This is a genomic window from Corynebacterium halotolerans YIM 70093 = DSM 44683 (assembly GCF_000341345.1).
GTDB lineage: Bacteria > Actinomycetota > Actinomycetes > Mycobacteriales > Mycobacteriaceae > Corynebacterium > Corynebacterium halotolerans.
Genome location: NC_020302.1, coordinates 2,625,129 through 2,649,794 on the forward strand (window position 1 = coordinate 2,625,129; position 24,666 = coordinate 2,649,794).

General features: G+C 68.9%; 20 protein-coding genes. 4 read left to right on the forward strand and 16 right to left on the reverse strand.

Annotated elements, in window-relative coordinates; all coding sequences use genetic code 11:
• Positions 1–4 precede the first annotated feature (4 nt).
• Both purQ and purS read right to left on the reverse strand, forming a co-directional pair.
• Entirely contained in the window at positions 5–676 is a 672-nt protein-coding gene (gene purQ / locus A605_RS12105; protein ID WP_015401791.1) for a phosphoribosylformylglycinamidine synthase subunit PurQ, read from the reverse strand.
• On the reverse strand, positions 673–918 hold the full coding sequence (gene purS, locus A605_RS12110; protein ID WP_015401792.1) for a phosphoribosylformylglycinamidine synthase subunit PurS: 246 nt from the start codon (positions 916–918) through the stop codon (positions 673–675). The genes purQ and purS overlap by 4 nt, the downstream gene beginning before the upstream one ends.
• Before the next feature lie 416 nt (positions 919–1,334).
• Between purS and A605_RS12115 the strand changes: the two genes are divergently transcribed.
• Positions 1,335–4,490: an ExeM/NucH family extracellular endonuclease gene (locus A605_RS12115; protein ID WP_015401793.1), complete on the forward strand. Its 3,156-nt coding sequence runs from the start codon at positions 1,335–1,337 to the stop codon at positions 4,488–4,490.
• A 113-nt stretch (positions 4,491–4,603) separates the two neighbouring features.
• Here A605_RS12115 and A605_RS12120 read toward each other — a convergent pair whose 3' ends face one another.
• The 6 genes from A605_RS12120 to A605_RS12145 all read right to left on the reverse strand — a co-directional run bounded on the left by A605_RS12120 (position 4,604) and on the right by A605_RS12145 (position 12,367).
• Positions 4,604–5,104 (reverse strand): glutathione peroxidase, encoded by a 501-nt coding sequence (locus A605_RS12120; RefSeq protein WP_015401794.1) that lies wholly within the window; start codon positions 5,102–5,104, stop codon positions 4,604–4,606.
• Between the two features lie 16 nt (positions 5,105–5,120).
• Positions 5,121–6,629, reverse strand: a complete 1,509-nt coding sequence (locus A605_RS12125; protein ID WP_244428984.1) for an aldehyde dehydrogenase — start codon at positions 6,627–6,629, stop codon at positions 5,121–5,123.
• A gap of 93 nt (positions 6,630–6,722) precedes the next feature.
• Positions 6,723–7,406: a DUF2334 domain-containing protein gene (locus tag A605_RS12130; RefSeq protein ID WP_015401796.1), complete on the reverse strand. Its 684-nt coding sequence runs from the start codon at positions 7,404–7,406 to the stop codon at positions 6,723–6,725.
• 78 nt (positions 7,407–7,484) lie between these two features.
• Entirely contained in the window at positions 7,485–8,945 is a 1,461-nt protein-coding gene (locus tag A605_RS12135) for a C4-dicarboxylate transporter DctA (RefSeq protein ID WP_015401797.1), read from the reverse strand.
• Between the two features lie 358 nt (positions 8,946–9,303).
• Complete coding sequence (locus A605_RS12140) at positions 9,304–11,448, reverse strand: S9 family peptidase (protein ID WP_015401798.1); 2,145 nt, start codon at positions 11,446–11,448, stop codon at positions 9,304–9,306.
• Positions 11,449–11,473: 25 nt separating this feature from the next.
• On the reverse strand, positions 11,474–12,367 hold the full coding sequence (locus tag A605_RS12145; protein WP_015401799.1) for a phosphoribosylaminoimidazolesuccinocarboxamide synthase: 894 nt from the start codon (positions 12,365–12,367) through the stop codon (positions 11,474–11,476).
• 179 nt (positions 12,368–12,546) lie between these two features.
• Here A605_RS12145 and A605_RS12150 point away from each other — a divergent pair, with 179 nt between their 5' ends.
• Positions 12,547–13,386: a hypothetical protein gene (locus tag A605_RS12150; RefSeq protein ID WP_015401800.1), complete on the forward strand. Its 840-nt coding sequence runs from the start codon at positions 12,547–12,549 to the stop codon at positions 13,384–13,386.
• Positions 13,387–13,391: 5 nt separating this feature from the next.
• Here the strand turns inward: A605_RS12150 and purB are convergent, their stop codons facing one another.
• The 4 genes from purB to purD all read right to left on the reverse strand — a co-directional run bounded on the left by purB (position 13,392) and on the right by purD (position 19,109).
• Positions 13,392–14,831, reverse strand: a complete 1,440-nt coding sequence (gene purB / locus A605_RS12155) for an adenylosuccinate lyase (RefSeq protein ID WP_027004413.1) — start codon at positions 14,829–14,831, stop codon at positions 13,392–13,394.
• Between the two features lie 144 nt (positions 14,832–14,975).
• The gene (locus tag A605_RS12160; protein WP_042440531.1) at positions 14,976–16,535 is read right to left on the reverse strand and encodes an HNH endonuclease signature motif containing protein; all 1,560 of its coding nucleotides are present in this window, start codon (positions 16,533–16,535) and stop codon (positions 14,976–14,978) included.
• Positions 16,536–16,633: 98 nt separating this feature from the next.
• A complete protein-coding gene (locus A605_RS12165; protein WP_027004412.1) occupies positions 16,634–17,749 on the reverse strand; it encodes a pyridoxal phosphate-dependent aminotransferase in 1,116 nt (371 codons plus the stop codon).
• Between the two features lie 79 nt (positions 17,750–17,828).
• On the reverse strand, positions 17,829–19,109 hold the full coding sequence (gene purD / locus A605_RS12170; RefSeq protein WP_015401804.1) for a phosphoribosylamine--glycine ligase: 1,281 nt from the start codon (positions 19,107–19,109) through the stop codon (positions 17,829–17,831).
• A gap of 78 nt (positions 19,110–19,187) precedes the next feature.
• On the opposite strand from purD, the gene A605_RS12175 reads away from it, so the two are divergent.
• Together A605_RS12175 and A605_RS12180 are read left to right on the forward strand one after the other, a co-directional pair.
• The gene (locus A605_RS12175) at positions 19,188–19,613 is read left to right on the forward strand and encodes an HIT family protein (RefSeq protein ID WP_015401805.1); all 426 of its coding nucleotides are present in this window, start codon (positions 19,188–19,190) and stop codon (positions 19,611–19,613) included.
• A gap of 14 nt (positions 19,614–19,627) precedes the next feature.
• On the forward strand, positions 19,628–20,248 hold the full coding sequence (locus A605_RS12180) for an alpha/beta fold hydrolase (RefSeq protein ID WP_015401806.1): 621 nt from the start codon (positions 19,628–19,630) through the stop codon (positions 20,246–20,248).
• A 76-nt stretch (positions 20,249–20,324) separates the two neighbouring features.
• Here the strand turns inward: A605_RS12180 and A605_RS12185 are convergent, their stop codons facing one another.
• From A605_RS12185 to A605_RS12200, 4 genes are all read right to left on the reverse strand, one after another.
• The gene (locus A605_RS12185) at positions 20,325–21,818 is read right to left on the reverse strand and encodes a sensor histidine kinase (RefSeq protein ID WP_042440165.1); all 1,494 of its coding nucleotides are present in this window, start codon (positions 21,816–21,818) and stop codon (positions 20,325–20,327) included.
• Between the two features lie 15 nt (positions 21,819–21,833).
• A complete protein-coding gene (locus A605_RS12190) occupies positions 21,834–22,559 on the reverse strand; it encodes a response regulator transcription factor (protein WP_015401808.1) in 726 nt (241 codons plus the stop codon).
• 168 nt (positions 22,560–22,727) lie between these two features.
• The gene (locus tag A605_RS12195; protein WP_015401809.1) at positions 22,728–23,501 is read right to left on the reverse strand and encodes a MerR family transcriptional regulator; all 774 of its coding nucleotides are present in this window, start codon (positions 23,499–23,501) and stop codon (positions 22,728–22,730) included.
• A gap of 55 nt (positions 23,502–23,556) precedes the next feature.
• Positions 23,557–24,663: an alanine racemase gene (locus tag A605_RS12200; RefSeq protein WP_015401810.1), complete on the reverse strand. Its 1,107-nt coding sequence runs from the start codon at positions 24,661–24,663 to the stop codon at positions 23,557–23,559.
• Positions 24,664–24,666 lie beyond the last annotated feature (3 nt).

Genomic DNA, 24,666 nt, shown 5'->3' on the forward strand with positions numbered 1-24,666 from the left:
TTCCTTAGGCGGCGATCTTGCCGATGGCGGACAGGAACAGGCCGAGACCGTCGGTGGACGGGCCGGTGAGCGTCTCGACGGCGTGCTCGGGGTGCGGCATGAGTCCGACGACGCGGCCGGCGGCGTCGGTGATGCCGGCGATGCCGTTGACGGAACCGTTGTAGTTGTCGGTGTAGCGGAAGACCACGCGGCCCTCCCCCTCCAGCTCGGCGACGGTTTCCGCGGAGGCCTGGAAGCGGCCCTCACCGTGCTTGGCCGGCACCAGGATCCGCTGGCCGATCCCGTAGTCCGTGGTCCACGCGGTGGTGTTGTTGACCACCTCGAGGTAGGTGTCGGTGCAGTGGAAGTGCAGGCCCTCGTTGCGGGTGAGCGCACCCGGCAGGAGACCCGCCTCGGTGAGGATCTGGAAACCGTTGCAGATGCCGAGCACCGGCATGCCCTTGCCCGCGGCCTCGACGACCGAACGCATCACCGGGGCGAGCGCGGAGATCGCACCGGAACGCAGGTAGTCACCGTAGGAGAACCCCCCGGGGACGACGACGGCGTCGACGCCCCTGAGGTCGGTGTCGGCGTGCCAGAGGTTGACCGGCTCGGCGCCGGCGATACGCACGGCCCGGAGAGCGTCGACGTCGTCGAGCGTGCCCGGGAACGTGATGACTCCGATCTTGGCGGTCACTGGGCGACCTCCACACCAACCACCTCGAAGTCCTCGATGACGGTGTTGGCCAGCAACGTCTCGGCGACCTTCTCCAGATCGGCGGAGGAGACGGAGTCGTCGACCTCCAGCTCGAAACGCTTGCCCTGGCGGACATCGCTGACGCCGGTGACACCGATCCGCCCCAGGGCACGATGAACGGCCTGACCCTGAGGGTCCAGGATCTCCGCCTTCGGCATGACATTCACAACAACACGGGCCACTGTTTTCCCTATCTTCGCCGGAATTGGTCGTCTTTTAGTCTAGCGTGCGAAAGCAAATCCCCCTAAAGCCGGGAAGCACCCGTCCGGCGCAGGTAGAACCGCTTATCGACGTCGCGTTCCAGTTGACGTCCGCCGCCTCCGTTTCCCGGTGCCGGCCAGGCCCCGGAGCTTCCGCGGTAAAGCCTGAATCTCCACGAAGTGAAGGGATGATGAATTCTCCCCCACCCCGCAGTGAACCCCCAGGCGACACGGAAAGCATCCTCTGCAGAATTCGCGCCCATCCATTAGGACTATCTATGGCGCAACGCCCTCACCACCGACGACGCCCTGACGGACCGCGCACTGATGCTCCGCGCACCGGCCAGGGCGCCGTCGTCAATTACTGATGCTCAACCGATAACCACGAAGGCACACACATGTCCCTGTCCCCCTTCTCCGCCCGCCGGTCGCGCACGCTGGCCGTCGGAGTGGCCGCCGCCACGGCGGCCAGCGTCCTGCTCGTCCCCACGGCCACCGCGGCAGCGGACGGCAGCAATGTCGTCATCAACGAGGTCTACGGGGGTGGCGGAAACTCCGGCTCCGTCTATTCCAATGATTTCGTGGAGCTGTACAACCCAACCGACGAACCGGTCTCCCTCGATGGTTGGACCGTTGTCCGCTACTCCGGAAACGGAAACGAGCAGAGCGATGTCGCCGCCCTCAACGGCACCATCCAACCCGGCGCACATTTCCTCATTCAGGCGGCCAGCGGCAACAGCGATACCGGCGCCCTGCCCACCCCCGACTACGCCACCGATGACAACGTACTGACCATTGGGGCAAGTAGTGCCGCCATTCGCGTCAGAGACGCAGAAGGCAATGATGTCGACCTGGTCGGCTGGGGCGGCAACTCCGTCGCCGAGGGCTCCCCCGCCCAGAGCACCTCCAACTCGACCTCCGTTCAACGCACCACTCCCGGCGTGGACACCGACGACAACGCCGCCGACTTCACCGTGGGTAGCCCGTCCCCGACCAACGCCGCGGGTGAGACCTCCGGAGGCGCCGCGGACCCCGAGCTCCCCGTCGATCCGCCCGAGCCCGGCGAAGTCATCCCCATCGCCGAGATCCAGGGCACCGGCGACGCCACCCCGCTGGCGGGGCAGACGGTGACCACCACGGGCGTCGTCACGGGGGTCTATGCCGAGGGCGGCCGCGACGGCTTCTACCTCCAGACCCCGGGCACCGGTGGCGAGGAGCAGACCACCGGTGACGCCTCCCACGGCATCTTCGTCCACCTGGGCAACTCGGGTTCCTACCCGGAGATCGGCGAGTCGCTGACCGTCACCGGTCAGGCCGGCGAGCACTACGGGACAACTCAGCTGAGCGACGCGACGGTCACCGCCGCGGCCGAGACCTTCGCCCCGGTCGATCCGGTCACCATCGAGCACCTGCCCGCGGGTGACCAGGCCCGCGAGGCCTACGAGTCCATGCTGGTCCTGCCGACCGGCGACTACACGGTGACCAACAACTACGCGCTGAACACCTACGGCGAGATCGGGCTGGCCCCGGGCACCGAGGCCTTCCGCCAGGGCACCGACGTGCATGCGCCGGACACGGATCCGAGCTCGCCGGTGCAGCAGCTGATGGCGGAACAGGCGGCCCAGGAGGTCACCCTCGACGACGGCCGCACCCGCAACTACATGAACACCGACACGAAGACCCCGCTGCCGTACATCACCGCCGACGGCGAGGTGCACCAGTCGATCCGCACCGGCGACACCGTCGACTTCCAGCACCCGGTGGTCGTCCACTATGACCACGACCTGTGGCGCTTCCAGCCGACCACCCCGATCACGGGCCACAACTCCGCCGAGGAGCTTCCGATCGCCTGGGAGGATTCCCGCGCGGCCGAGATCGGCGCCATTGACACCGTGGAGGGCGACTACTCCATCGCCTCCTTCAACGTCCTGAACTACTTCACCTCCCTGGGCCAGGACGAGCCGGGCTGCGAGGCCTATGAGGACATGCACGGCACCCCGGTCGCCGCCGACTACTGCGACGTGCGAGGCGCCTACACCGAAGAGGCCCTCGCCGACCAGCAGGACAAGATCGTCGCCGCGATCAACGCACTCGACGTCGACGTCCTCGGCCTCGAGGAGATCGAGAACACCGCCACCGTCACCGGCGAGGTCGAGCGCCGCGACGAGTCACTGGCCACGCTTGTCGACGCCCTGAACGCCGCCGTCGGCGAGGAGCGCTGGGCGTACGTCGAGTCCCCGGCGCAGCTGGGCACCGACGAGGACTACATCCGCGTGGCCTTCATCTACAACCCGGACACCGTGGAGCCGGTCGGCGAGTCCCGCATCTTCGATGACCAGGTCTACACCGGCACCGCCCGCCAGCCGCTGGCTCAGGAGTTCGCCCCGGTCGACGGTTCCGGCGAGTCCTTCGTCGCGGTGGTCAACCACTTCAAGTCCAAGGGCTCCGTGACCCGGGGCGACGAGGCCACCGGGGACGGCCAGGGCAACAACCCCAACGTGCGCGCCAACCAGTCCCAGGCACTGCTCGACCACCTCGGGCAGCAGGAGGACTGGGAGGGCAAGCCCACCTTCATCCTCGGCGACCTCAACGCCTACTCGCGCGAGACCGCGATGACGGTCCTCGAGAACGCCGGCTACACCAACATCAACACCGCCTTCGCGGGCGGCGAGCCGACCTACCAGTTCGGTGGCCGTCTCGGCTCCCTGGATCACGCGCTGGGCAATGAGGCGGCCATGGAGCTGATTCAGGACGCGCGCGTGTGGAACATCAACGCCGACGAGCCGGTCGCGTTCGAGTACTCGCGCCGGAACTACAACATCGTCGACTTCCACGACGACTCCCCGTTCCGCTCCTCCGACCATGACCCGATCAAGGTGGGCTTCAATCTCGGCGAGGCCGGGGAGCCCGGCCAGCCGGAGGAGCCGGCCGATCCGGAGCGGCCGGCGGGCATCGCCGGCCTGCTGATCAACACCGAGGGTGAGCTGATCATCACCTTCACCGACGGCACCGAGCAGAACTTCGGTCCCCTCCCCGGCTTCGTCGGCCAGGATGGTGAGGACGGCCGTGGCATCGACACGCTCGAGATCAACGACGAAGGCCACCTGATCGTGTCCTACACCGACGGCACCACCCAGGACCTGGGCCGGATCGCCGGTGCGGACGGCCTTGACGGCACCGACGGCACCGACGGTGAGGACGGCCGTGGCATCGACACGCTCGAGATCAACGACGAAGGCCACCTGATCGCCACCTACTCCGACGGCACCACCCAGGACCTCGGACGCGTCACCGCCACCGACGGCGAGGACGGCGAGGATGGCCTTGACGGTACCGACGGTCGCGGCGTCGACTCCTTCGAGATCAACGACGAGGGCCACCTGATCGTGTCCTACACCGACGGCACCACCCAGGACCTCGGACGCGTCACCGCCACCGACGACCGGGACGCCCAGTCCGGCGGTAGCAGCTCCGGCTTCATCGGGCAGCTCTTCGCGGATCTGGGTGGCCTCCTCGGTCGCATCGTCGACCAGTTCCTGTCCCTCTTCCGCTAGCTGGAACAGTCGGGGAATTCCACCCCCTTCCGAATCACCGACACCCCGCCTGCACCGTTGACGGTGCGGGCGGGGTGTCCTCGTTCCGGCGTAGACCCGGTCCGTCGGGCCCGTCAGCCCGGCAGGTTCTCCTCGATCAGCTCGACCAGCTGCGGGTCCTGCGGCTCGGTCCGAGAGCGGAAACGGCCCAGTACCTCACCGTCGGGGGCGACGAGGAACTTCTCGAAGTTCCACTTCACGTCGCCGCCCTCGCCCTCGGCGTCCGCGATGGCGGTCAGCTGCCGGAACAGCGGGTGTGCGCCCGTGCCGTTGACCTCGACCTTGGACAGCAGCGGGAAGGTCACGGAGAAGCTGGACGAGCAGAACTCCTTGATCTCCTCGTCGGTCCCCGGCTCCTGGCCACCGAACTGGTTGCAGGGCACGCCGAGGACGGTGAAGCCGCGGTCGGAGTAGGTGTCCTGGAGCTTCTGGAGCCCCTCGTACTGCGGGGTGAACCCGCACTCGGAGGCGGTGTTGACGATGAGCACGAGCTTGCCCGGTGCCAGGTCTCCCAGGGTCGTGTCGGTCGCGTCGTTGAGGTTCAGCTGAATGTCAGTCAGTGCGGTGTCGGTCATACCCGCCAGGCTAGCCCTACAACGCGTAGCCCTGCCGGGGATTCTCGATGGTGATCCACTTCTCCTCGGTGAACTCGCGGATGACGCTGCGGCCGTCGAACCGTCCGTAGCCGCTGTTCTTCATGCCGCCGAACGGTGCGTTCGCGTCGTTCTGCACGGTGGCGCCGTTGATGTGGACATGGCCCGCCTGAATCGCCATCGCCGCCTGCAGGGTACGGAAGGAATCGGCGCCGTGGACGGCCGCCGCCAGGCCGTACTCGGTGTCATTGGCGGTGGCGATCGCCTCGTCGTAGCCGTTGACGCGCACCACGGTGGTGATCGGGGCGAAGGTCTCAGCGTGGTAGATCTCCATCTCCGGGACAACGTGGTCGAGGACCGTCGCCGGCAGGGCCGCGTTGTCCGCGCGCCCGCCGACCGCGATCGTCGCGCCCTTGCCGACGGCGTCGTCGATCATCGCGTTGATCCGCTCACCGGTCTGCGGCTGGTAGACGTAGCCGATCTGCACGGCCTCGTCCTCGGTGGGATCGCCGGGACGGAGCTCGCCGACGCGGGCGGTGAACTTCTCCATGAACTCATCGGCGATCTTCTCGTCCAGGACGATGCGCTCGGTCGACATGCAGATCTGCCCCTGGTACATGAACGCGCCGAAGACCGCGGCGTTGACGGCGCCGTCGACGTCGGCGTCGTCCAGCACCACCAGCGGGGCCTTGCCACCGAGCTCGAGCAGCACCGGCTTGAGGTGGCGGGCGGCCTTCTCCGCGATGATGCGGCCGACCTTCGTGGAGCCGGTGAAGTTGATGCGGCGCACGGCCGGGTGCTCGATCACCGCGCTGACGACGGTGTCGGAGTCCTCGGGCGCGTTGGTGAGGAAGTTCGCCACCCCCGGCGGCAGACCCGCGTCGTTGAGAACCTCGACGAGCATCTGGTGGGTCCGCGGGCTGCCCTCGGAGGCCCGGAAGACGACCGGGTTGCCGCACACGATCGGGTACGCCAGCGCGCGCATCCCCAGCACGCCGGGGGCGTTCCACGGCGCCATGCTCAGCACCACGCCGGCGGGCTGGCGCACGGTCATCGACAGCACTCCCCGGTCGTTCGGCATGGTCTCGCCGACCAGCTGGGACGCGAGACCGGCGGCCTCCCGCAGGCACTGGGTGGTCAGGAAGACGTTGAAACCGGCCCAGTCCGCGGGCGCGGAGATCTCCGCCATCATCGTCTCGATGAACTCCCCCGACCGCTCCTCCAGCAGGTCAGCGGCCTTGAGCAGGATGCGGCGACGCTCGGTCGGACCGGTCGCGGCCCAGCTCGGGAAGGCCCTCGCGGCGGACTCGACGGCGGCGACGGCGTCCTCCACCGTCGCGGCCGCACAGGTGGTGACGACGTGCCCCTCCTGCGCGTGCCGGCGCTCGAAGGTGGCGCCACCGGAGGCCGGACGGGCCTCGTTGTCGATGATCAGCCGAGATTCCATGGTCATGGCGAGGGTCATGGCGGAGTTCTCCTTCATCAGGGGCCCATCAGGGGCGAACATGTAATGCAGGACACGTTCGTCGAGAACTATACCGCCCGATCACCTCCGTTTCCGGAAAAACGGGACGCCGGAAACCGGCCCGGAGACACCACCTCAGACCGGGGCGAAGATCCGGTAGTCGCCCGGCCGCGCCCCGGCGGCGACGGCGCGGATCGCGGCGTGGCGGACGTCCCTGGCCACCTTCGCGTCAAGCAGGTTGCGCCCCGAAACGGACAGGCGGATGGAGTTGCCGCTGGCCGCGCCCCGCTCGGCGGCGCGGATGACGTTGCGGCGCCACCACTTCGCGGCCCCGAAACCCTCGCCGACGGAAAGGTTGCGGCACTGGTGGAACTCCCCGTCAGGCAGGTGGTGCAGGCCACGTGTCGACGCCGCGAGCCGGAAACCGAACTGCGGCAGCACCTCAAGGGTGCCCGGGGACAGTCGCCAGCGCGGCGGGGCGAAGATATCCGTGTCGAAGCCGATGCGGGACATCTGCCGGGTCGCGCCGGCCAGCCGCAGGCGGGCCTCGTGGGCGTCGAGGTTCGCGAACTCGGCGCGACGCCCCTGGACCGCCCGGTCGAAGCCGTTGAGGATGATCGCCCGCCCGGCCTTCTGCTGGGCGAGCAGCCAGTCGCGCGTCCGCTCGTCGCGGGCCAGGCGCCAGTTGCCGTCGATATGGGGTGCCACCAGCAGGGAGACGGGGATGCCCGCTCCGTCCAGGGCGTCGACCATCTCCGCCACCGCCGCCCGGGTCTCATCGAAGATACTGGAGATCGATACCAGGAGGTGGCCGTGCATGCCGCCGATTATCCCACGCCCGGCCCGCCCTGTCGCGGCGAGTAGCTCAGATCACCGCGGACGGCACCGGAAAGCGCCCTATCTCTCCGGCGTCCCGTACCTCTCGGAACCGGTCTGCGGCGTCGGCTGCAGCTCGACGGCGTGGACACCGTGATCTTCGTGGACGTCGTGGTCGTCGTGGTCATCAGGCTCGTCGGTCCCCTCCACATACGGCTCCTCGCCGTTGAGGACGCGCTTGACCCGGCCCTTGTCGATGGTGCCGGTCCAGGTGCCCACGAGGAGGGTGGCCACGGCATTGCCGGAGAAGTTCGTCAGTGCACGGGCCTCCGACATGAAGCGGTCGATGCCGACGATGAGGCCGACGCCGTCGAGCAGCTCGGGGCGGTGGGACTGCAGCCCGGCGGCCAGGGTGGCGATGCCCGCGCCGGAGACGCCGGCGGCACCCTTGGAGGCGATGATCATGAAGACCAGCAGGGAGATCTGCTCGCCGGTGGACATGGGCATGCTCATGGCGTCAGAGATGAAGATTGCGGCCATCGTCAGATAGATGGCGGTGCCGTCCAGGTTGAAGGAATAACCGGTGGGTACGACGATGCCGACGGTGGATTTACCGACGCCGACGTGCTCCATCTTGCGCATCAGGTTCGGCAGGGCCGACTCAGAGGAGGAGGTGGCGAAGATGAGCAGGTACTCGCGGGCCAGGTACTTGACCAGTTTGAAGATGGAGAAGCCGGTGAACGTCTTCAGAACGAAGCCCAGGACACCGAAGATGAAGATCACGCAGGTGACATAGAAGGCCAGCATGAGCACGCCCAGCTGGAGAACGGCGTCGAAACCGGTGGAGGCGACGACACCGGCGATGGCGCCGAAGGCACCGACCGGGGCGAGCCACAGAATGCCGGAGAGGATCTTGAAGACCAGCTTCTGCAGTGCGGCGACGAAGTCCAGGATCGGCTCACCCTGTCTGCCCATGGCCTGGACGGCGAAGCCGACGATCAGCGCGACGAACAGAACCTGCAGGACGGAGCCGGAAGTGAAGGCGGAGAAGAAGGTGTCCGGGATGATCGACTGGATGAAGCCGACCAGCCCCTCGTCGGCGCCGTCCCCGTGGCCCCCGCCGGCCAGCGACGCGGCATCACCCCTGGTGGCCTCGATGTTCAATCCCGAGCCGGGGTTGATCAGGTTGCCGACGACCAGGCCGATGCCCAGGGCGAGGGTGGACATGGTGATGAAGTAGACCAGGGCGATGCCGCCGGCCTTGCCCACCGACGCCGCGGCACGGACCGAGCCGATACCGAGCACGATGGTGCAGAAGATGACCGGAGTGATGACCATCGTGATGAGATCGACGAACATCGTGCCGAGGATTTTGAAGCCGGAGGCCACCTCCGGGGCGACCAGGCCGAAGATGATTCCGGCGATAACGGCGACGATCACGCCGATATAGAGCCAGTGGGTGTTGTCCTTCTTCTTCCCGCGCTCGGCGATCTTCGGCGAGCCGGGGTTCGGAACCGGGTGGGATGCGGCCTTGTCAGCCATGCTTGTTCTTTCCGTTGGGTGCTTTCAGGGTGCACGTGGCGACGGGGGATTACCCTCCGGGCACCACACACGCCGAGGGGAACTCGTGGTCGGCGCCCGGGGATCAGAACAGGAACCCCATCATCCGGGAAGGGTGGGGCGGAAATCCGGAAAATTCGTCTCGGGCCGGGCGGCGCAATCGTCGACGGCAGCGGTGATGTGCCACACACCGATTGACGCGGGGAATTATGCGTCACGGTTCATTAGGCGAACAAACTAGCCACCCCCGGGGGTGATTGTGATCATACCTTTTGTGATTGCGCATCCGGTCATGCCCGATCGGGCCAAGACACTCGCCCGAGTCGGCCTGACCTTGCTTCTACTCAGCCACCCCCGCGGCCTTGTTCGCGGTCCAGGCGTACTCGAAGGCGGTCTGGCGCCACTTGGAGTAGCGGCCCGACACTCCCCCGTGTCCGGCGGACATCTCGGTCTTGAGCAGGAACTCGCCCCCAGTGGCCGTGGCGCGCAGCCTGGCGATCCACTTCGCCGGCTCCACGTAGAGCACGCGGGTGTCGTTCAGGCTCGTGACCGCCAGGATATCGGGGTAGTCCTTGGCCTCGACGTTCTCGTAGGGCGCGTAGGAGGCCATGTAGTCGTAGACCTCCGGGTCGTGGAACGGATCGCCCCACTCGTCCCACTCGGTGACGGTCAGCGGAAGCTCCGGCATGAGCATGGAGGTCAGCGGGTCGACGAAGGGGACGACGGCCTGGATGCCGGCGAAGCGGTCGCCGGCCAGATTGGCCACGGCTCCCATGAGCATGCCGCCGGCGGATCCGCCCTCGGCGACCAGCCTGGACGGCTCGGTCACACCGCGGGCGATGAGGTCATCGGCGACGTCGATGAAGTCGGTGAAGGTGTTCTTCTTGCTCAGCTGCTTGCCGTTGTCGTACCAGGCCCGGCCCATCTCGCCGCCGCCGCGGACGTGCGCGACGGCGAAGATCATGCCGCGGTCCATCAGGGAAAGCCGCGCGATGGAAAAGCCGGGGTCGATGCTGGACTCGTAGGAGCCGTAGCCGTAGAGCAGGGTGGGCTGCGGCTTGTCGACGTCGAGGTCGGCACGGTGGACGACCGAGACCGGGATCCGCTCCCCGTCGGCGGCGGTGGTCCACAGCCGGTAGGCGGTGTAGTCCTCCCGGTGGTAGCCGCCGAGAACCTCCTGCTCCTTGAGCAGGGTGTACTCGCCGGTGGCCACGCGGTAGTCGTAGAGGCGCGCCGGGGTGGTGAAGGAACCGTAGGAGATGCGGATGACGGGGGCGTCCCACTCCGGGTTCCCCAGGGCACCGGCGGTGTAGAGCTCCTCGTCGAAGTCGAGCTCGGTGAACTCGCCGTAGCCGGACTCCGGCAGCACCATGACCGCCAGGCGGCCGATCGCACCGCGCCGGTAGGCGGCGATGATCTGGTGCTGGTACGTGTCGACGCCCTCGATGCGGACGTCGTCGCGGTGGGTGATGAGCTCGGTGAGCTCGCGCAGGCCGGGCAGGGCGTCGCCACGCAGAGCCGCGCACTCCCCCACGGCGAAGTTGGGGCCGGTGGCGTTGTGGGTGACCACCCAGCGGTCCTCACCGTCGATGACGGCGTGGTCGACCGTGTACTCGACGCCGGGCTCGCGCTCCCAGAGCACCTCGAACTCCCCGGTGGGGTTATCCAGGTCGAGCACCCGGGTCTCGGAGGTGATCTTGGAGGCGGACTCGATGAACAGGTAACGCTCGCTGCGCGTGGAGCCGATGCCGGTGAAGTAGCGCTCGTCCTCCTCGCGGAAGACGCACACGTCCTCGTCGACGGGGGTGCCGATCCGGTGGCGCCACACGGTGTCGGGGCGCCAGGCGTCGTCCACGCGCTGGTAGAACAGGTACTCCTCGCCGGCCCAGGTGGCGCCGTAGAACACGCCCTCGATGCGGTCGGCGAGCAGCTCGCCGGTCTCAAGGTCCTTGACGTGGAGATCGAAGCGCTCGTCACCCTCCGTGTCGACGGAATAGGCGAGGTAGCGGCCGGACAGCGTCACGCTGGAGGCACCCAGGGAGAAGAACTCGTGGCCCTCCGCCATGGCGTTGAGGTCGAGGAGGATCTGCTCGCCCTCGACCGGCCCGTCGTCCGGGATGACGGGCGGGACCCAGGGGTCGTCGGCCTCGGCGACGGGGATACGGCAGGAGTAGCCGTAGTCCTTGCCCTCCTCGGTGCGCCCGTAATACCAGTGGTCGCCGGAACGCACCGGGATGGACATGTCGGTCTGCTTCACCCGGGACTTGATCTCGGAGTAGATGTTCTCCGCGAGCTGCTCCAGGTGCTCCGTCCGGGCCTTGGTGTGGTCGTTCTCTGCGTTGAGGTAGTCGAGCGTCTCCTGCGCGGTCTTGTCCCGCAGCCACTCGTACTCGTCGACGAAGTCGTGGCCGTGGAAGCTGCGGGTGACAGGATGGCGGGGTGCTGCCGGGGGATTGACCGGGGAATGTGCCGGGGAATTAACCATGGCCCCCGATGGTAGCCGTGCCCCGTCAGACGCAGCAGCCGACCCAGTCGGAGAACTTCTCCCCGCTGAGTCGCTCGTAGGCCTCGACGTAGCGCTCCCGGGTGGCCTCGACGACGGAACCCGGCAGGGCCGGCGGCGGGGTCGGACCGTTCTTGTCCCAGCCGGACTTCGGCCCGGTGAGCCAGTTGCGCACGTACTGCTTGTCGAAGCTGGGCTGGACCTTGCCCTCCCCGTACCCCTCGGCGGGCCAGTAGCGGGAGGAGTCGGGGGTGAGCACCTCGTCGGCGAGCACCAGGGTGCCGTCGGCGTCGAGACCGAACTCGAACTTCGTGTCGGCCAGGATGATGCCCTTGTCCTCCGCCAGGGCGGCGGCCTCGGAGTAGATGCGCAGGGTGGCCTCACGCAGCTCGTCGGCGCGCGCCTGCCCCAGCTTGGCAACGACCGCGTCGAAGGAGACGTTCTCGTCGTGGTCGCCGAGCTCGGCCTTGGTGGCCGGGGTGAAGATCGGCTCGGCCAGTCGGGAGGACTCGGTCAGGCCGGCGGGCAGCTCGATACCGCAGACGGTGCCGTCGGCGCGGTACTCGGCGAGGCCGGAGCCGGTGAGATAACCGCGGGCCACGCACTCGAAGGGCAGCATCCGCAGCTTCTTGACCACCAGCGCGCGCCCGAGGACCTCCTCGGGGATGCGCGGATCGTCGACCGGGCCGGCGAGGTGGTTCGGGAAGTCGATGGCGTTGAAGAAGAACACGCTCATCGCGGTGAGCACGCGCCCCTTGTCGGGGATCTCGGGCTCGAGGATGTGGTCGTACGCGGAAATACGGTCGGAGACCACCATGAGCAGGGTCTCGTCGTCGATCTCGTAGATCTCGCGGACCTTGCCGGCGGAGAGGTGGTTGTACTCGGACAGCTCAGGACGCATGGCTCCGCAGTTTAGACCCGCGGGGGGTGGTTGGGTAATCGGGCCGTGGTCCCGTCCGTTGCGGTCCCCCACCGAGACTGATTCACTGGGAAGGCTTGTAACTGATGAGGTAGCTGGGATTTCTGAGACGAGAGTTGGACGAGATGGTTGGTAGGGCATATCGACGGTGGGGTGCGGCAGTGGTGGCGGTGGCTCTGGCGGTGACCGCGGCGCCGATGGCGCAGGCCGATCCGGAGCTGCGCTACCGGACCATCGACGGCGAGCGGCACTGCACCATCGCACCGTCGGCCACCGACCGCGACAAGCTGCGCGACTACCGGACCGCGCTGATCCGGGATTTCCGGGCGGTGGTCCACGACATCCGCTCGGACATCCGGCTCAAGCGGCAGTTCACGGAGCTGGACGCCCTGATCGACCGGCACGGCCGACTGGACGCCGCCCACTACCCCGCCGACGACTGGGCGAGGGCCACCGCCCTGCGCGGGGAGATCCACCGGGAGCTCACCCGGCGGGGATTCACCCCGGCCGAGGTGGAGGTCATCATCGCCGTGCCACACTCGCCGGGGGTCGAGCTTCCGCTGCTCGCGCCGCAGCTGGCGCTGCCCGAGACGATGCTGGACGCCTACGTCTGGAGCGGAAACCTGGACGAGGTGGAGTACCAGCGGAAACGGAACTGGCCGGACTGGCCGGAGCGGCCCGACCCGTTCGAGTCGAACTACTACGCCCTGACCGGCCCGTTCTCCTTCGCCGACGACACGCTACTCTCCCCCGCCTTCCAGGGGGCGGCGGCGGGCAAGCAGGACCGGACGGGGGAGGCCGCACGGGAACTGCGCAACGGATACCACCTGCCCACCCTGCAGCAGATCCGCGGGAACTGCGTGGAGGGGATGCGCACCGGCGCCGACGTGGGCGAGGCGCAACCCCAGCTCACCCCCGAAGGGCAGGGTTCGTCGGGCAGTTCCTCCGACCGGCTCTGGGATGTGCTGGAGACGGTGTCCCTGTTTCTCCCCAGCCGCTGAGAAACCTACAGAATCTCCCCCGGCTGGTAGCCCGCGGCCTGCGGATGGTTGTCCACCAGGGTCTGGACCCGGCCGATGACCCGGGCCACCTGTGACTCTGCGGCGCCGATGAAGGCGTGCTTGTCGGCCAGCGCGGCGTCGAGCGCCTCCTTGTCCAGCGGCAGGCGATCGTCGGCGGCCAGGCGCTCGATGAGATCCTGGTCCGCGCCGTTCTCGCGCATGTTCAGGGCGACGGCGACAGCGTTCTCCTTGATGACCTCGTGCGCGGTCTCGCGGCCGACGCCGGCCCGGACGGCGGCCATGAGGATGCGGGTGGTGGCCAGGAACGGCAGGTAGCGCTCGAGCTCGCGGTCGATCATCGCGGGGAAGGCACCGAACTCGTCGAGGACGGTCAGGAAGGTCTCGAACATGCCGTCGATGGCGAAGAAGGCGTCGGGAAGCGCCACGCGGCGGACCACAGAGCAGAACACGTCTCCCTCGTTCCACTGCTGGCCCGACAGGTCAGCCAGCATGGTGAGGTAGCCGCGCAGGATGACCTGCAGGCCGCCGACGCGCTCGCAGGAGCGGGCATTCATCTTGTGCGGCATCGCGGACGAGCCGACCTGGCCCTCCTTGAAACCCTCGGTGACGGTCTCATTGCCGGCCATCAGGCGGATGGTCGTAGCCAGGGACGACGGGCCCGAACCGAGCTGGACGAGCGCGGAGACGGCGTCGAAGTCCAGGGAACGGGGGTAGACCTGCCCGACGGAATCGAAGATGCGGGAGATGCCGAGGTGGTCGGCGATGCTGGTCTCGAGGGCGGCGAGCTTGTCCTCGTCGCCGCCCATGAGGTCGAGCATGTCCTGGGCGGTGCCCATCGGACCCTTGATGCCGCGCAGCGAGTAGCGGCCCAGCAGCTGTTCGACGCGCTCGATGGCCACGAGCATCTCGTCGGCGGCCGAGGCGAAGCGCTTGCCCAGGGTCGTGGCCTGGGCGGCGACGTTGTGGGAGCGGCCGGCCATGACCAGGGTCTGGTACTGCGCGGCGCGCCCGCCGACGCGGGCGACGACGGCGACGGCCTTGTCTCGGATGAGCTCCAGGGAGCGGTAGACCTGCAGCTGCTCGACGTTCTCGGTGAGGTCGCGGGAGGTCATGCCCTTGTGGATGTGCTCGTGCCCGGCCAGGGCGTTGAACTCCTCGATGCGGGCCTTGACGTCGTGGCGGGTGACCTTCTCACGCTCGGCGATGGAGGCCAGGTCGACGCGGTCGATGACGGACTCGTAGGCGGCGATCGCCTCGTTCGGGATGTCGACGCCGAGGCTCTTCTGGGCCTTCATCACGGCGATCCAGAGCTGGCGCTCCAGGATGATCTTGTGCTCCGGGCTCCACAGCTCGGTCAGCGCCGCGGACGCGTAGCGCGAGGACAGGACATTTGCGATCTTCTTTTTCTCAGCCACGGGGCTGATTATTCCACGGCCAGGGCCCGGGACAGAATGCACGGCGGGGGTGATGACCCCGTTCAGGGCGCAGGTGAGGGGCGCGGTGAGAATGCCTGACGCCACCCGCGTGACCCCTGGGCACAAGAGGCACAGGGGCACAGGGGCACAGGCTCAGGCGGATCGGTCGAACAGGGTGGGTTCATCCGGCGGCGGATCCGATGACGGACCGGATGGCCGAGCGGACGGATCACCGGGCGACTCTCCGGGACGATTCCCCGGTGGCTCCCCGGGCCTTCCCCGCCGCCGGAGTTTGTCCGCCGCCGAACGTTGCTGCGCCACGGTGTCGTTGACCTCGACGTCGGCGGCACCGGCCCAGCGGTGACCGACCCGGCCGGTGACGGGATCGCGTTCAGCGTGCCCCATCCCGCCGCTGCCGTCCCGGGCGTCGTTGTTGTTGCCGTGGTGTTTCCGGCATCTGAGGGTCAGGTTCTCGACGTCGGTCCGCCCGCCCTGCACCCAGGGGACCAGGTGGTGGGCATCGCAGTCGGTCTCCGGGCGGTCGCAGCCGGGATCGGTGCACACCAGCTCGGCCGCCAGCAGCGCGATCCGCTGTTCCAGCGTGGCGGTGCGCCGGGCGCGGCCCATCGCCAGCGGAACGACCGCATCCTTGTCGAACAGGCACAGGTAGTCTGTCCCGGCCGCGCCCAGCCGCAGCAGTTCCAGGGGATTCAGCAGGTCGCCGGTATTGGTCGGGAAGCGGCTGTCCAGGCTCAGGGAGTCGAGGTCGTCGATCGTCGTGGAGACCACGATCGAGCCGATTCCCCCGGGTCTGGCGCCCTCTCCGGAGAGGTATCCGGTGAGGATGTGGTCGAGCTGGTCAGCCCGGCGCTGATCGAGGGTTCGCTTGTCCTCCTCCGGCGGCACGGAGGCCAGGTGCTCGGGTTTCCTGGCCGGATCGAGCGCGACCTTGAGTTTCGCGGCCGAGTCGGCGGGCAGGTATCCCGAGAAGGCCACCCCGCCATCGGCGTCGGGGCGGGAGAACCGGATCCTGCGCTTGCGCAGTGCCGCGAAGAGATCCCGGGCCCCGTCCGGTCTGCGCCCGGCGGCGTTGGCGTGGCGCACGCGCTCACGCACCCAGGCCCGCAGGTCCTCGGGGCTGCGCCGCCTGGATTCCTCGAGTGCCTGCTCGTAGATGACGTGGCGTCCGGGCACGGCGTGCAGGGACAGCTGCTCGAGCTCGCGCTCGATGAGTTTGAGCCGCTCCGCGGCGGCCTTCTCCTTCCGGAGTTTCTCCCGCATGCGCTCCTGGGCCTCGCGCTCCCGGCGGGCCCTCTCCTGAGCCTCCCGCTCGGCCCGCTCCCGGGCCACCCGCTCCCCCTCCGACTCCGATCCCTCAACGGGTTCCGGCTTCGGCGGCTCCGGCGGGGTGAACAGGGAGCGGGCCTGGCTGACGCGGCTCCACGCCTCGGCGGTGGACAAGCCCAGCCTTTTCGTCAGGTAGTCGACCACCTTGGTGGAGCCGACCCGTCGGCCCGCGTCCGCCTCCTGGGCGATGAACGCGAAGGCGGCGTCCAGATAGGACTTGCCGGCCACGACCTGCTCGAGACGCTCGAAGTGCTCGCGGATCTCGTCAAAGGCGACGGCCGAGGGATCGACCAGGTGCCCGGCCAGCCCCGCCAGACCGGCCTCGATCTGGTCGACGCACCGCGCGATGTCCTCAGCCGCCCCCATGATCACGTTCACCCCGCCCCCGAAGTTGTTCGCTTACATGTTCGACACTAGCCCACTCCCACTTCGGCGTCAACAGTTTTCCCGAACAGGTTTTCCAGCTACCGCCCCAGGTACTCACCCAGCCGGCGGCAGGCCTCGCGGGCGTCGCTAGGCGACACGCACAGCGACAGTCGCACCCAGCCGTTGCCGTGGACGGGGTCGAAGTCGATACCCGGCGCGAACGCCACTCCGATCTCCTCCACCAGTTTCCCGCACCACGCCTCGGAGTCGTCGGTCACCGAACTCACGTCGAGCCACAGGTACAGCCCGCCGTCGGGCTCGGCGAAGTGCCCCAGGCCGATCTTGGGCAGCTCCTCGAGCAGCACATCGCGCACCCGCCGGTAGTCGGCGACATAGCCGTCGAGTTCGGCCTTCGCCGCCTCGCTGAACGCTGCCCGCCCGGCCACCTGGGAGATCGCCGGCGGGCTCAGCGCGAGGGAGGCCTGCAGGTTCTCGATGGGGGTGACCAGCTCATCGGGCACGATCAGCCAGCCGACACGCCAGCCGGTCATGGAGAAGTACTTCGACAGCGTGCCCACCGTGACCGCACGATCACTGAACTGCCGCGCCGTCGCCAACTCCCGGCCGAAGCTCATGCCGTGGTAGTCCTCGTCGGAGATCAGCACCGCGCCGTTCGCGTCACACCACCGCGCAATCCGCTCCAGTTCCGAAGGGTCGATGATCGTGCCCGTCGGATTGCCCGGCGAGGTGATGATCACCGCGCGCGGCTTATCCGCTGCAGGCAGCGCCTCCAGCATCGCGGCGGTCGGCTGGAAGCGGGTCGAGTCATCGCAGACCAGATCCACGATGCGGGCGCCGAAGGCCTCGAGGATATTGCGGTAGGCCGGGTAGCCGGGGCAGGACAGGGCGACGGTGTCGCCGTGGTCGAGCACGGCCAGGAAGGCGGCGACGAAGCCGCCGGAGGAGCCGGTGGTGATGATGACGTTGTCCGCGGGCGTCGTCACGCCGTAGGTCGAAGAGTGCCACCCGGCCACGATCTCGCGTAGCTCGCGGTCACCGACGACCTCCGTGTAGCCCAGGGGCGAGGCCCGCAGCTCCCGCTCGGCGAGGTCGAGCACCGCCGACGGTGCGCCGGTGGCGGGCTGGCCGGCACACAGCATGATGGTGTCCCTGCCCGCACGCCTCCGGCGCTGCACCCGGTCGAGCATCTGCATGACCCGGAAAGGCTGGACCTGGCTGCGCTGGCTGGCCATCTGCCTGGCGAACGTGCTCATACCCGCCAGTCTAGGCCACTTACCGGAGGCTGATGCGCCCCTCGACGGCCGCCAGGGCGATGTCGTGGCGGTAGAAGGCGCCGGCCAGCTCGATCCCGTCCAGGATCGAGTAGGCGGTGTCGCGCGCCTCCTCCAGTGTGGCCCCCTTGCCGAGGATGTTGAGCACGCGTCCCCCGGCGGACTCCGTGTCCCCCGTCGGGCCCAGCGCCGTGCCGGCGTGCAGGACCTTCCCGGCGTCACCGAGCGCGGAACCGGTGATCGCCACACCCTTGCGCGGCGACGCCGGGTAGCCTTCCGCGGCGAGCACGACGGTCAGCGCGTAGCCGTCCTCCCACTCCAACTCCGGCTGCGAGGCCAGCTCCCCGCGGGCCACGGCGTCCAGCAGCCCGGCCAGCGGGGTCTTGAGCAGCGAGAGAACCGGCTGGGTCTCCGGGTCGCCGAAGCGGGCGTTGAACTCGACGACGGCCGGGCCCTCCGCCCCCCACGCCAGGCCGGCGTAGAGCAGCCCGGAGTACGGGGTGCCGCGGCGGACCATCTCCTTCGCGACGGGCACGCACACCTCGTCGACGATGCGCTGCACGCCCTCGGCCGGCAGCCAGGGCAGCGGCGTGTAGGCGCCCATGCCGCCGGTGTTGGGGCCTTCGTCGTTGTCGTAGGCGCGCTTGTGGTCCTGGGCGGGCAGCAGCGGGACGACGGTCTCGCCGTCGACCAGGCAGAACAGGGAGATCTCCGGACCGTCGAGGAAGGACTCCAGCAGCACCGGGTTACCCAGGGCGTGCACGGCGTCGACGTGCTCGCGGGCGGCCGCGCGATCGGACGTGACGACGACCCCCTTGCCCCCGGCGAGGCCGTCGTCCTTGACCACCCAGGTGGGGCCGAAGCGGTCGAGCGCCGCCTCCACCCCGGCGTCGCCCGTGCCGGGCTGCAGCTGCTCGGCGCGCGCGGTCCGCACGCCCGCGGCGGCCATGACCTCCTTCGCGAACTGCTTGGAGCCCTCGATCTGGGCGGCGTCGCGGTTGGGGCCGAACACCCGGATACCGGCCGCGCGCAGGGCGTCGGCCACGCCGGCGACGAGCGGGATCTCGGGGCCGATGACGACCAGCCCGGCGTCGATACGCTGGGCCAGTGCGGTCATGGCGGCCGGGTCGTCCACCGCGCCGGCGTCGGCGTGGATGGTGGCGAGGCCGGCCATGCCGGCGTTGCCGGGGGTCACGTGCAGGTCGGTGGTGGCGGGGTCGGCGGCCAGGCCCTTGAGCAGGGCGTGCTCGCGGCCGCCCGATCCGATCACGAGAATGCGCATGCGGTCAATCCTAGTTGGGGGGTGGACCGCCGGGAACTTCCGCCGCCGGGAGCGGCACCCGCAGGTACCCTGGCTGGCATGAGTAGCGTGTTCACCAAGATCATCAACGGCGAACTGCCGGGACGTTTCGTCTACCGCGATGATGCGGTCGTCGTCTTCCTGACCATCGAGCCCCTCCGCTACGGCCACGTGCTGGTCGTTCCCGTCGAGGAGGTCGACAAGTGGACCGACCTCGATCCGCGTATCTGGGGCCGGGTCAACGAGGTCGCCCAGAACGTCGGCCGCGCCGTCATCGAGGCCTTCGGATCCTCCCGCGCGGGCTACATCATCGCCGGCTTCGACGTCCCCCACGCCCACATCCACGTCTTCCCCACGGACCGGATGAGCGAGTACGACTTCGCGAATCAGATGGCCGCCGACGCCACGGACCCGGCGAAGATGGACGAGGCCGCCGAGAAGATCCGTGCCGCCCTCGGCACCGACGAGAACGGTCGTCCCCACTGAGTCTGCTGCTGTGGGTGCCGCACCGCGGCACACTGCCGGAGCTGCCTCCGCTCGCCGACGCCCCCGGCACCCCCGTCGTGCTCCTGCACGGGCTGATGGGCTCGCCCGGCAACTACGAGCGCACCGCGCGCAGGCTACTCGACGCCGGCGTACCCGTCGCCGCCCCCGAATACGGCCGCCACGGCACCGTGGGCCTGGAACGCTCTCTCGCGGAGATCACCGACGGCATCGGTGAGGTGCTCGGACACTCCCCGACCGGCCGCATCGACATCGTCGGCCACTCCCTGGGCGGGCTGATGGGACTGCGCCTGGCCCACTACCTGCCCGGAAAGGTGCGCACCCTCGTCGGCCTGGGCGCGGCCTTCCGGGGGCTGCCACCCGCCCGCAACCGCCTGCTCGGCTGGGGCATCGGCACCGTGATGGGCGTCGGCGCCCGCGAGCTGATGGTGCCCCAACCTCTCGACGCCGTGGTCCCGGAGGGCACGCGGGTGGTCTCGATCGTCTCGGACGCGGATCGGGTGGTACCCACCGACTCCAGTCGACTCGGCGAGCTCGTGGAGGTCCACGGGGTGCGCCATGAGCACCTGCCGGGCCTGGCCGCCGAGATCACGGACGCCCTGGGGTGGCGGCCGTGAACGGCTCGGGTCGAGGACGCTTTCACCCGGCCGGCGGAGGTGACGCTTCCCGACGCCCGCCGACAGGCCGACCGACCTACTCCCTGTCCTGCAGCCGCGGCAGCCGGATCGTGAAGGTGGATCCCTCCCCCTCCACGGAGTCCACGCGGATTCGGCCGCCGTGCTGTTCGACCAGCGATTTCGCGATCGCCAGGCCCAGCCCGGAGCCACCCGAGGTGCGGGAGCGCGAGGAATCCTCGCGGTAGAAGCGCTCGAAGATGTGGGCGGCGGTCTCAGGGGCCATGCCGCGGCCGTCATCGGCCACGGTCACGACGACGTCATCCCCGTCGAGCCACAGAGTGAGCCCCACGCTCGCCTCAGGTCCGCCGTGGACCAGGCCGTTGGTGATGAGGTTGAGCAGCACCTGGTGCAGGCGAGCCGGGTCGCCGTCGACGACGGGGATCGACGAGGTCTCGTTGGCCACGGTGACCGTCCGTCCGGCGAACGCCGCGCGGGCGGAGCTCGCCGCCGCGAGTGAGGTCTCCAGCAGGTCCACGGGCCGCTTGTCGAGGCGGCTGCCCTCCGCGCGGGTCAGCGCCAGCAGGTCCTCAACCAGCAGGCTCATGCGCTGGGACTCGTCGTTGATCTTGGTCAGCACGCGGTCGACGTCGCCGGTGGCGCCGGAGCGGTACAGCTCCGTGTAGCCGCGCACGGAGGTCAGCGGCGTACGCAGCTCGTGGGAGGCGTCGCCGACGAAGCGGCGCATCTGCTCCTCCTTGCTCCGCGCGGACTCGACGGACTCCTGCAGGCGGGCTAGCATCGTGTTGAGCGCGTAGGCCAGCTGGCCGACCTCGGTCTCGCGGGGCCACTGGGGCACACGCCGGTCGAGATCACCGGCGGCGATGGCGCCGGCGGTGCGCTCCACCTCGCGCAGCGGCTGCATGGCCCGGCGGATGAAGAAGTAGCCCAGCAGTCCCATGACCAGCAGCACCAGCGCACTGATCGTCAGTTGCACCAGGGCGAGGCGGTAGAGCAGGTTCTGTTCGCGGTCGAGCTCCTTGGCGACGACCGTCGTCACTCCGTCCTCGGCCTCGGCGATGACGCGCCACTCGGTGGTCTTGCCCGAACCGGGCACCGACCCGACGGTCTGCGGCGGGCCGCCGATGACCACCTCGCTGAGATTCGGCGGACCGTTACGGTCATTGAAGATGATGGTGGAGCCGTCCTCGTAGATCTTGATCACGCTGTAATCGGACGGCGGCCGCGCGGACGGGTTGGCCCGGAAGATCGCGGAGCTGCTGGCCCAGCCGTCGAGGGAGGCGACGAGATCGTCGTCCACGCGGGAGTAGACGACCTCCTTCATGATCGAGGACACCGCCACCGAACTGGCCGCCAGCCCCAGCCCGGAGACCGCCACGATGATCACGACCAGCCAGGTGCGCAGCGGCATCGACCGTATCGTGGAGACCGGGGACGCGGTGCGGCGCCGTTTCCCGTTGCTTGCCGACGCCGAGCCCATCTGGTCGTCGAGCGTCCGGCCCCGGTAGGGGTTGGGGACACCCGACGGGATGGTGGTCGCCTGATCAGCCATGGAACGCCTGGCCACTTACTGGCGTGGGGTGCGCAGCACGTAGCCGACGCCGCGGACGGTGTGGATGAGCGGGGTGTCGCCGGTGTCGATCTTGCGCCGGAGGTAGGAGATGTAGGACTCGACGACATTGCCGTCGCCGCCGAAGTCGTAGTGCCAGACGTTGTCGAGGATCTTCGACTTCGACAGCACCACCTCGGAGTTGAGCATGAGATAGCGCAGGAGATTGAACTCGGTCGGCGAGAGCTCGACGATCTTGCCCGACTTGGTGACCTCGTGGGTGTCGTCGTTGAGGGTGAGATCCGCGTAGGTGATCGTGGCGTCCTCGGAGGACTCCTCCACCGTGTGACCGCGGCGCAGAATGACCCGCAGCCGGGTGATGACCTCCTCCAGGGAGAAGGGTTTGGTGACGTAGTCGTCCGCACCGATGGTCAGCCCGTGGATGCGGTGCTCCACGGCGTCCTTGGCGGTCAGGTACAGCACGGGGCCGTCGAGCCCCTCACCACGCAGCTTGGCGAGGAGCTCGAAGCCGTCCATCCCCGGCATCATGACATCGAGGATGTAGGCGTCGGGGTTGAACTCGCGCGCCAGGCGGAGAGCTTCGGTTCCCGAGCTGGCGGTGCGCACTTCGAAGCCCTGGAATTTCAGGCTCACGGTGAGCAGCTCGACGATGTTGGGCTCATCGTCGACGACCAGGACCTTCACCGCCGCCTGGGGAGACTGGGTGTCGTTCATGTCTTCCATTGTCCATCACTTTCTACGTCGCTCCCAAGAGTCAACCCCACCGCACTGCGGTGGGGCTGAATGAGTTCTGGGCGTTTACTGTGAGGGTGTCACTGCTCTGCCGTTGATTCGCTCCAGGAAAAACGTAGATGGTCAGGATGGCCTACCGCGGCATGCTCCCCGGAGAGCTCACCCCCACTGCACGTCCGCCAGATCCACGCCCTCCTTCTCGGCTTCGGCCTCGACCAGGCTCAGCAGGTACGCCGCGTGGCCGCGGTAGGCGGCGTTGAATCGCTCGTCGGCCACGTACATCCGCGCCAGCAGCACCTGCCTGGACCTGGACACCTCGTACCACTGGTCAATGCTCGCCAGGTGCCGGGCCACCAGCGCCGAGGCCTCGTCGGAGCCGGGCTCCACGTCGCGGGTGGCGGCGTCGGCGAGCGCGTCGACGAAGGCGTCCTGCTCCTCCTTGACGCGGATCCAGTCCTCCTTCGTCATCTTCGCCTGCCGGGCCTGGGACTGCTCCCACTCGGGGGTGCCACCCCAGCGCTGCTCGGCCTCGTCCTGGTACTCGGGCTTCCAGTCGCCGCCGAAGAGCTCGATCTTCTCCTCGGTGGTCATCTTCTCGTCATTCATCTCGTCCTCCTGCAGGATTTCGTCGACTGCCCGGACCATCCGGTGCAGGTGACCGATTCTCTCCACCAGGATGTCGCGCTGGCGGCGCAGCCGCTCCTCCGCCGTCGCCGGTTCGGCGAGCAGGGCGCCGATCTCTTTCAGCGGTACCCCGGCCTCGCGGTAGACGAGGATCTGGAGCGCGGTGTCCAGGTCATCGTCCGTGTAGAGGCGGTGGTCCGCCCACGTGCGCCAGCTGGGCACCAGCAGCCCGATGGCGTCCCAGTGCCGCAGCGTGCGGGTGGTCACGTGGAGGATGTCGGCGGCCTCGCCGATGGTGTGGTCGGTCACGGCACCAGTGTCCTGCTTGACGTCGCGTCAAGCGCAAGGGACGAATGACAGGGCATCAGCTGTTGCGCCCGCGCGCCGCCACGGTCCAGTGGTCCACGATCTCTCCCCCGTCGGTCACGGTGACCTCGTCGACGAGGTTGAGCACCGGGCAGACGTGGTTGGGCACCACCTCGAGCAGCTCCCCGCGCTGCGGCAGCGGCTCGCCCGCCGGCCAGGCGACGGTGGCGTGGTGCTCGGACAGCGCGGTGACGCGGGCGCCGGGCGCTCCCGGGACGCGGGCGAAGCCGGTCGCCCAGGCGGGCCGGTCCGAGCCGAGGATCTTGGAGCCGGCGTCGAGGATCACCTGGCCCAGGTCCTCCCGGCGCGAGACGACCGTCGCGGCCACGGTCAGGGCGATGTCATCCCAGCCGCAGCGGCCGAGTTCGAGCTGCTGGGCGTCGTTGAAGACGTACACGCCGGGCCGGATCTCGGTGGTGGCGCCGGGAGTGGTCAACGTCGCCGAGGGCGTCGAGCCGCCGGACAGTTCCAGACCGGCGACCGCGAAGCCGGACTCGGCCAGCAGGTCGCGCGCGGCAGTCAGGCAGTCGTGTTCGTCCGCGGCGGCCTCGGCGACCCCGTCCGGGGTGTAGCTGTGGCCGGGGAAGGTGAACAGCCCCGCCAGGCGACGCCCGGTTCCCGCCACCACGCGGGCGATCTCGCCGACGCCATCGACCCGCGCACCGGAGCGGTGGTGCCCGGAATCCAGTTCGATCATCAGCTCCAGGCCGTCGAAGTCGGGTCCGCCCCATCGGGCGGCCGCCTCCGGGGAGTCGACGCCGACGCGCAGCCGCACGCCCGCCTCGAGCAGGGCGCGGATCCGCCCGCCCTTGGCCGGGGTCGGCCAGACGGGATAGGCGATGAACAGGTCCGTGCAGCCCACCGCGGCGAAGACCTCGGCCTCCCCGATGGTGGCCACCGTCAATCCCGCCGCCTCCCGGGCCAATTGAGCGCGGGCGATCTCGGGAATCTTGTGGGTCTTGACGTGCGGGCGCAGCCGCAGCCCCCGGGCCGCGGCGAACTCGGCCATCCCCGCGAGGTTACGGTCGAGGACGGAGCGGTCGATGAGCACCGCCGGGGTATCGGGCGGGTGCGGCAGGTCGGCCAAACGGGTCGGGCGGGTCATGCC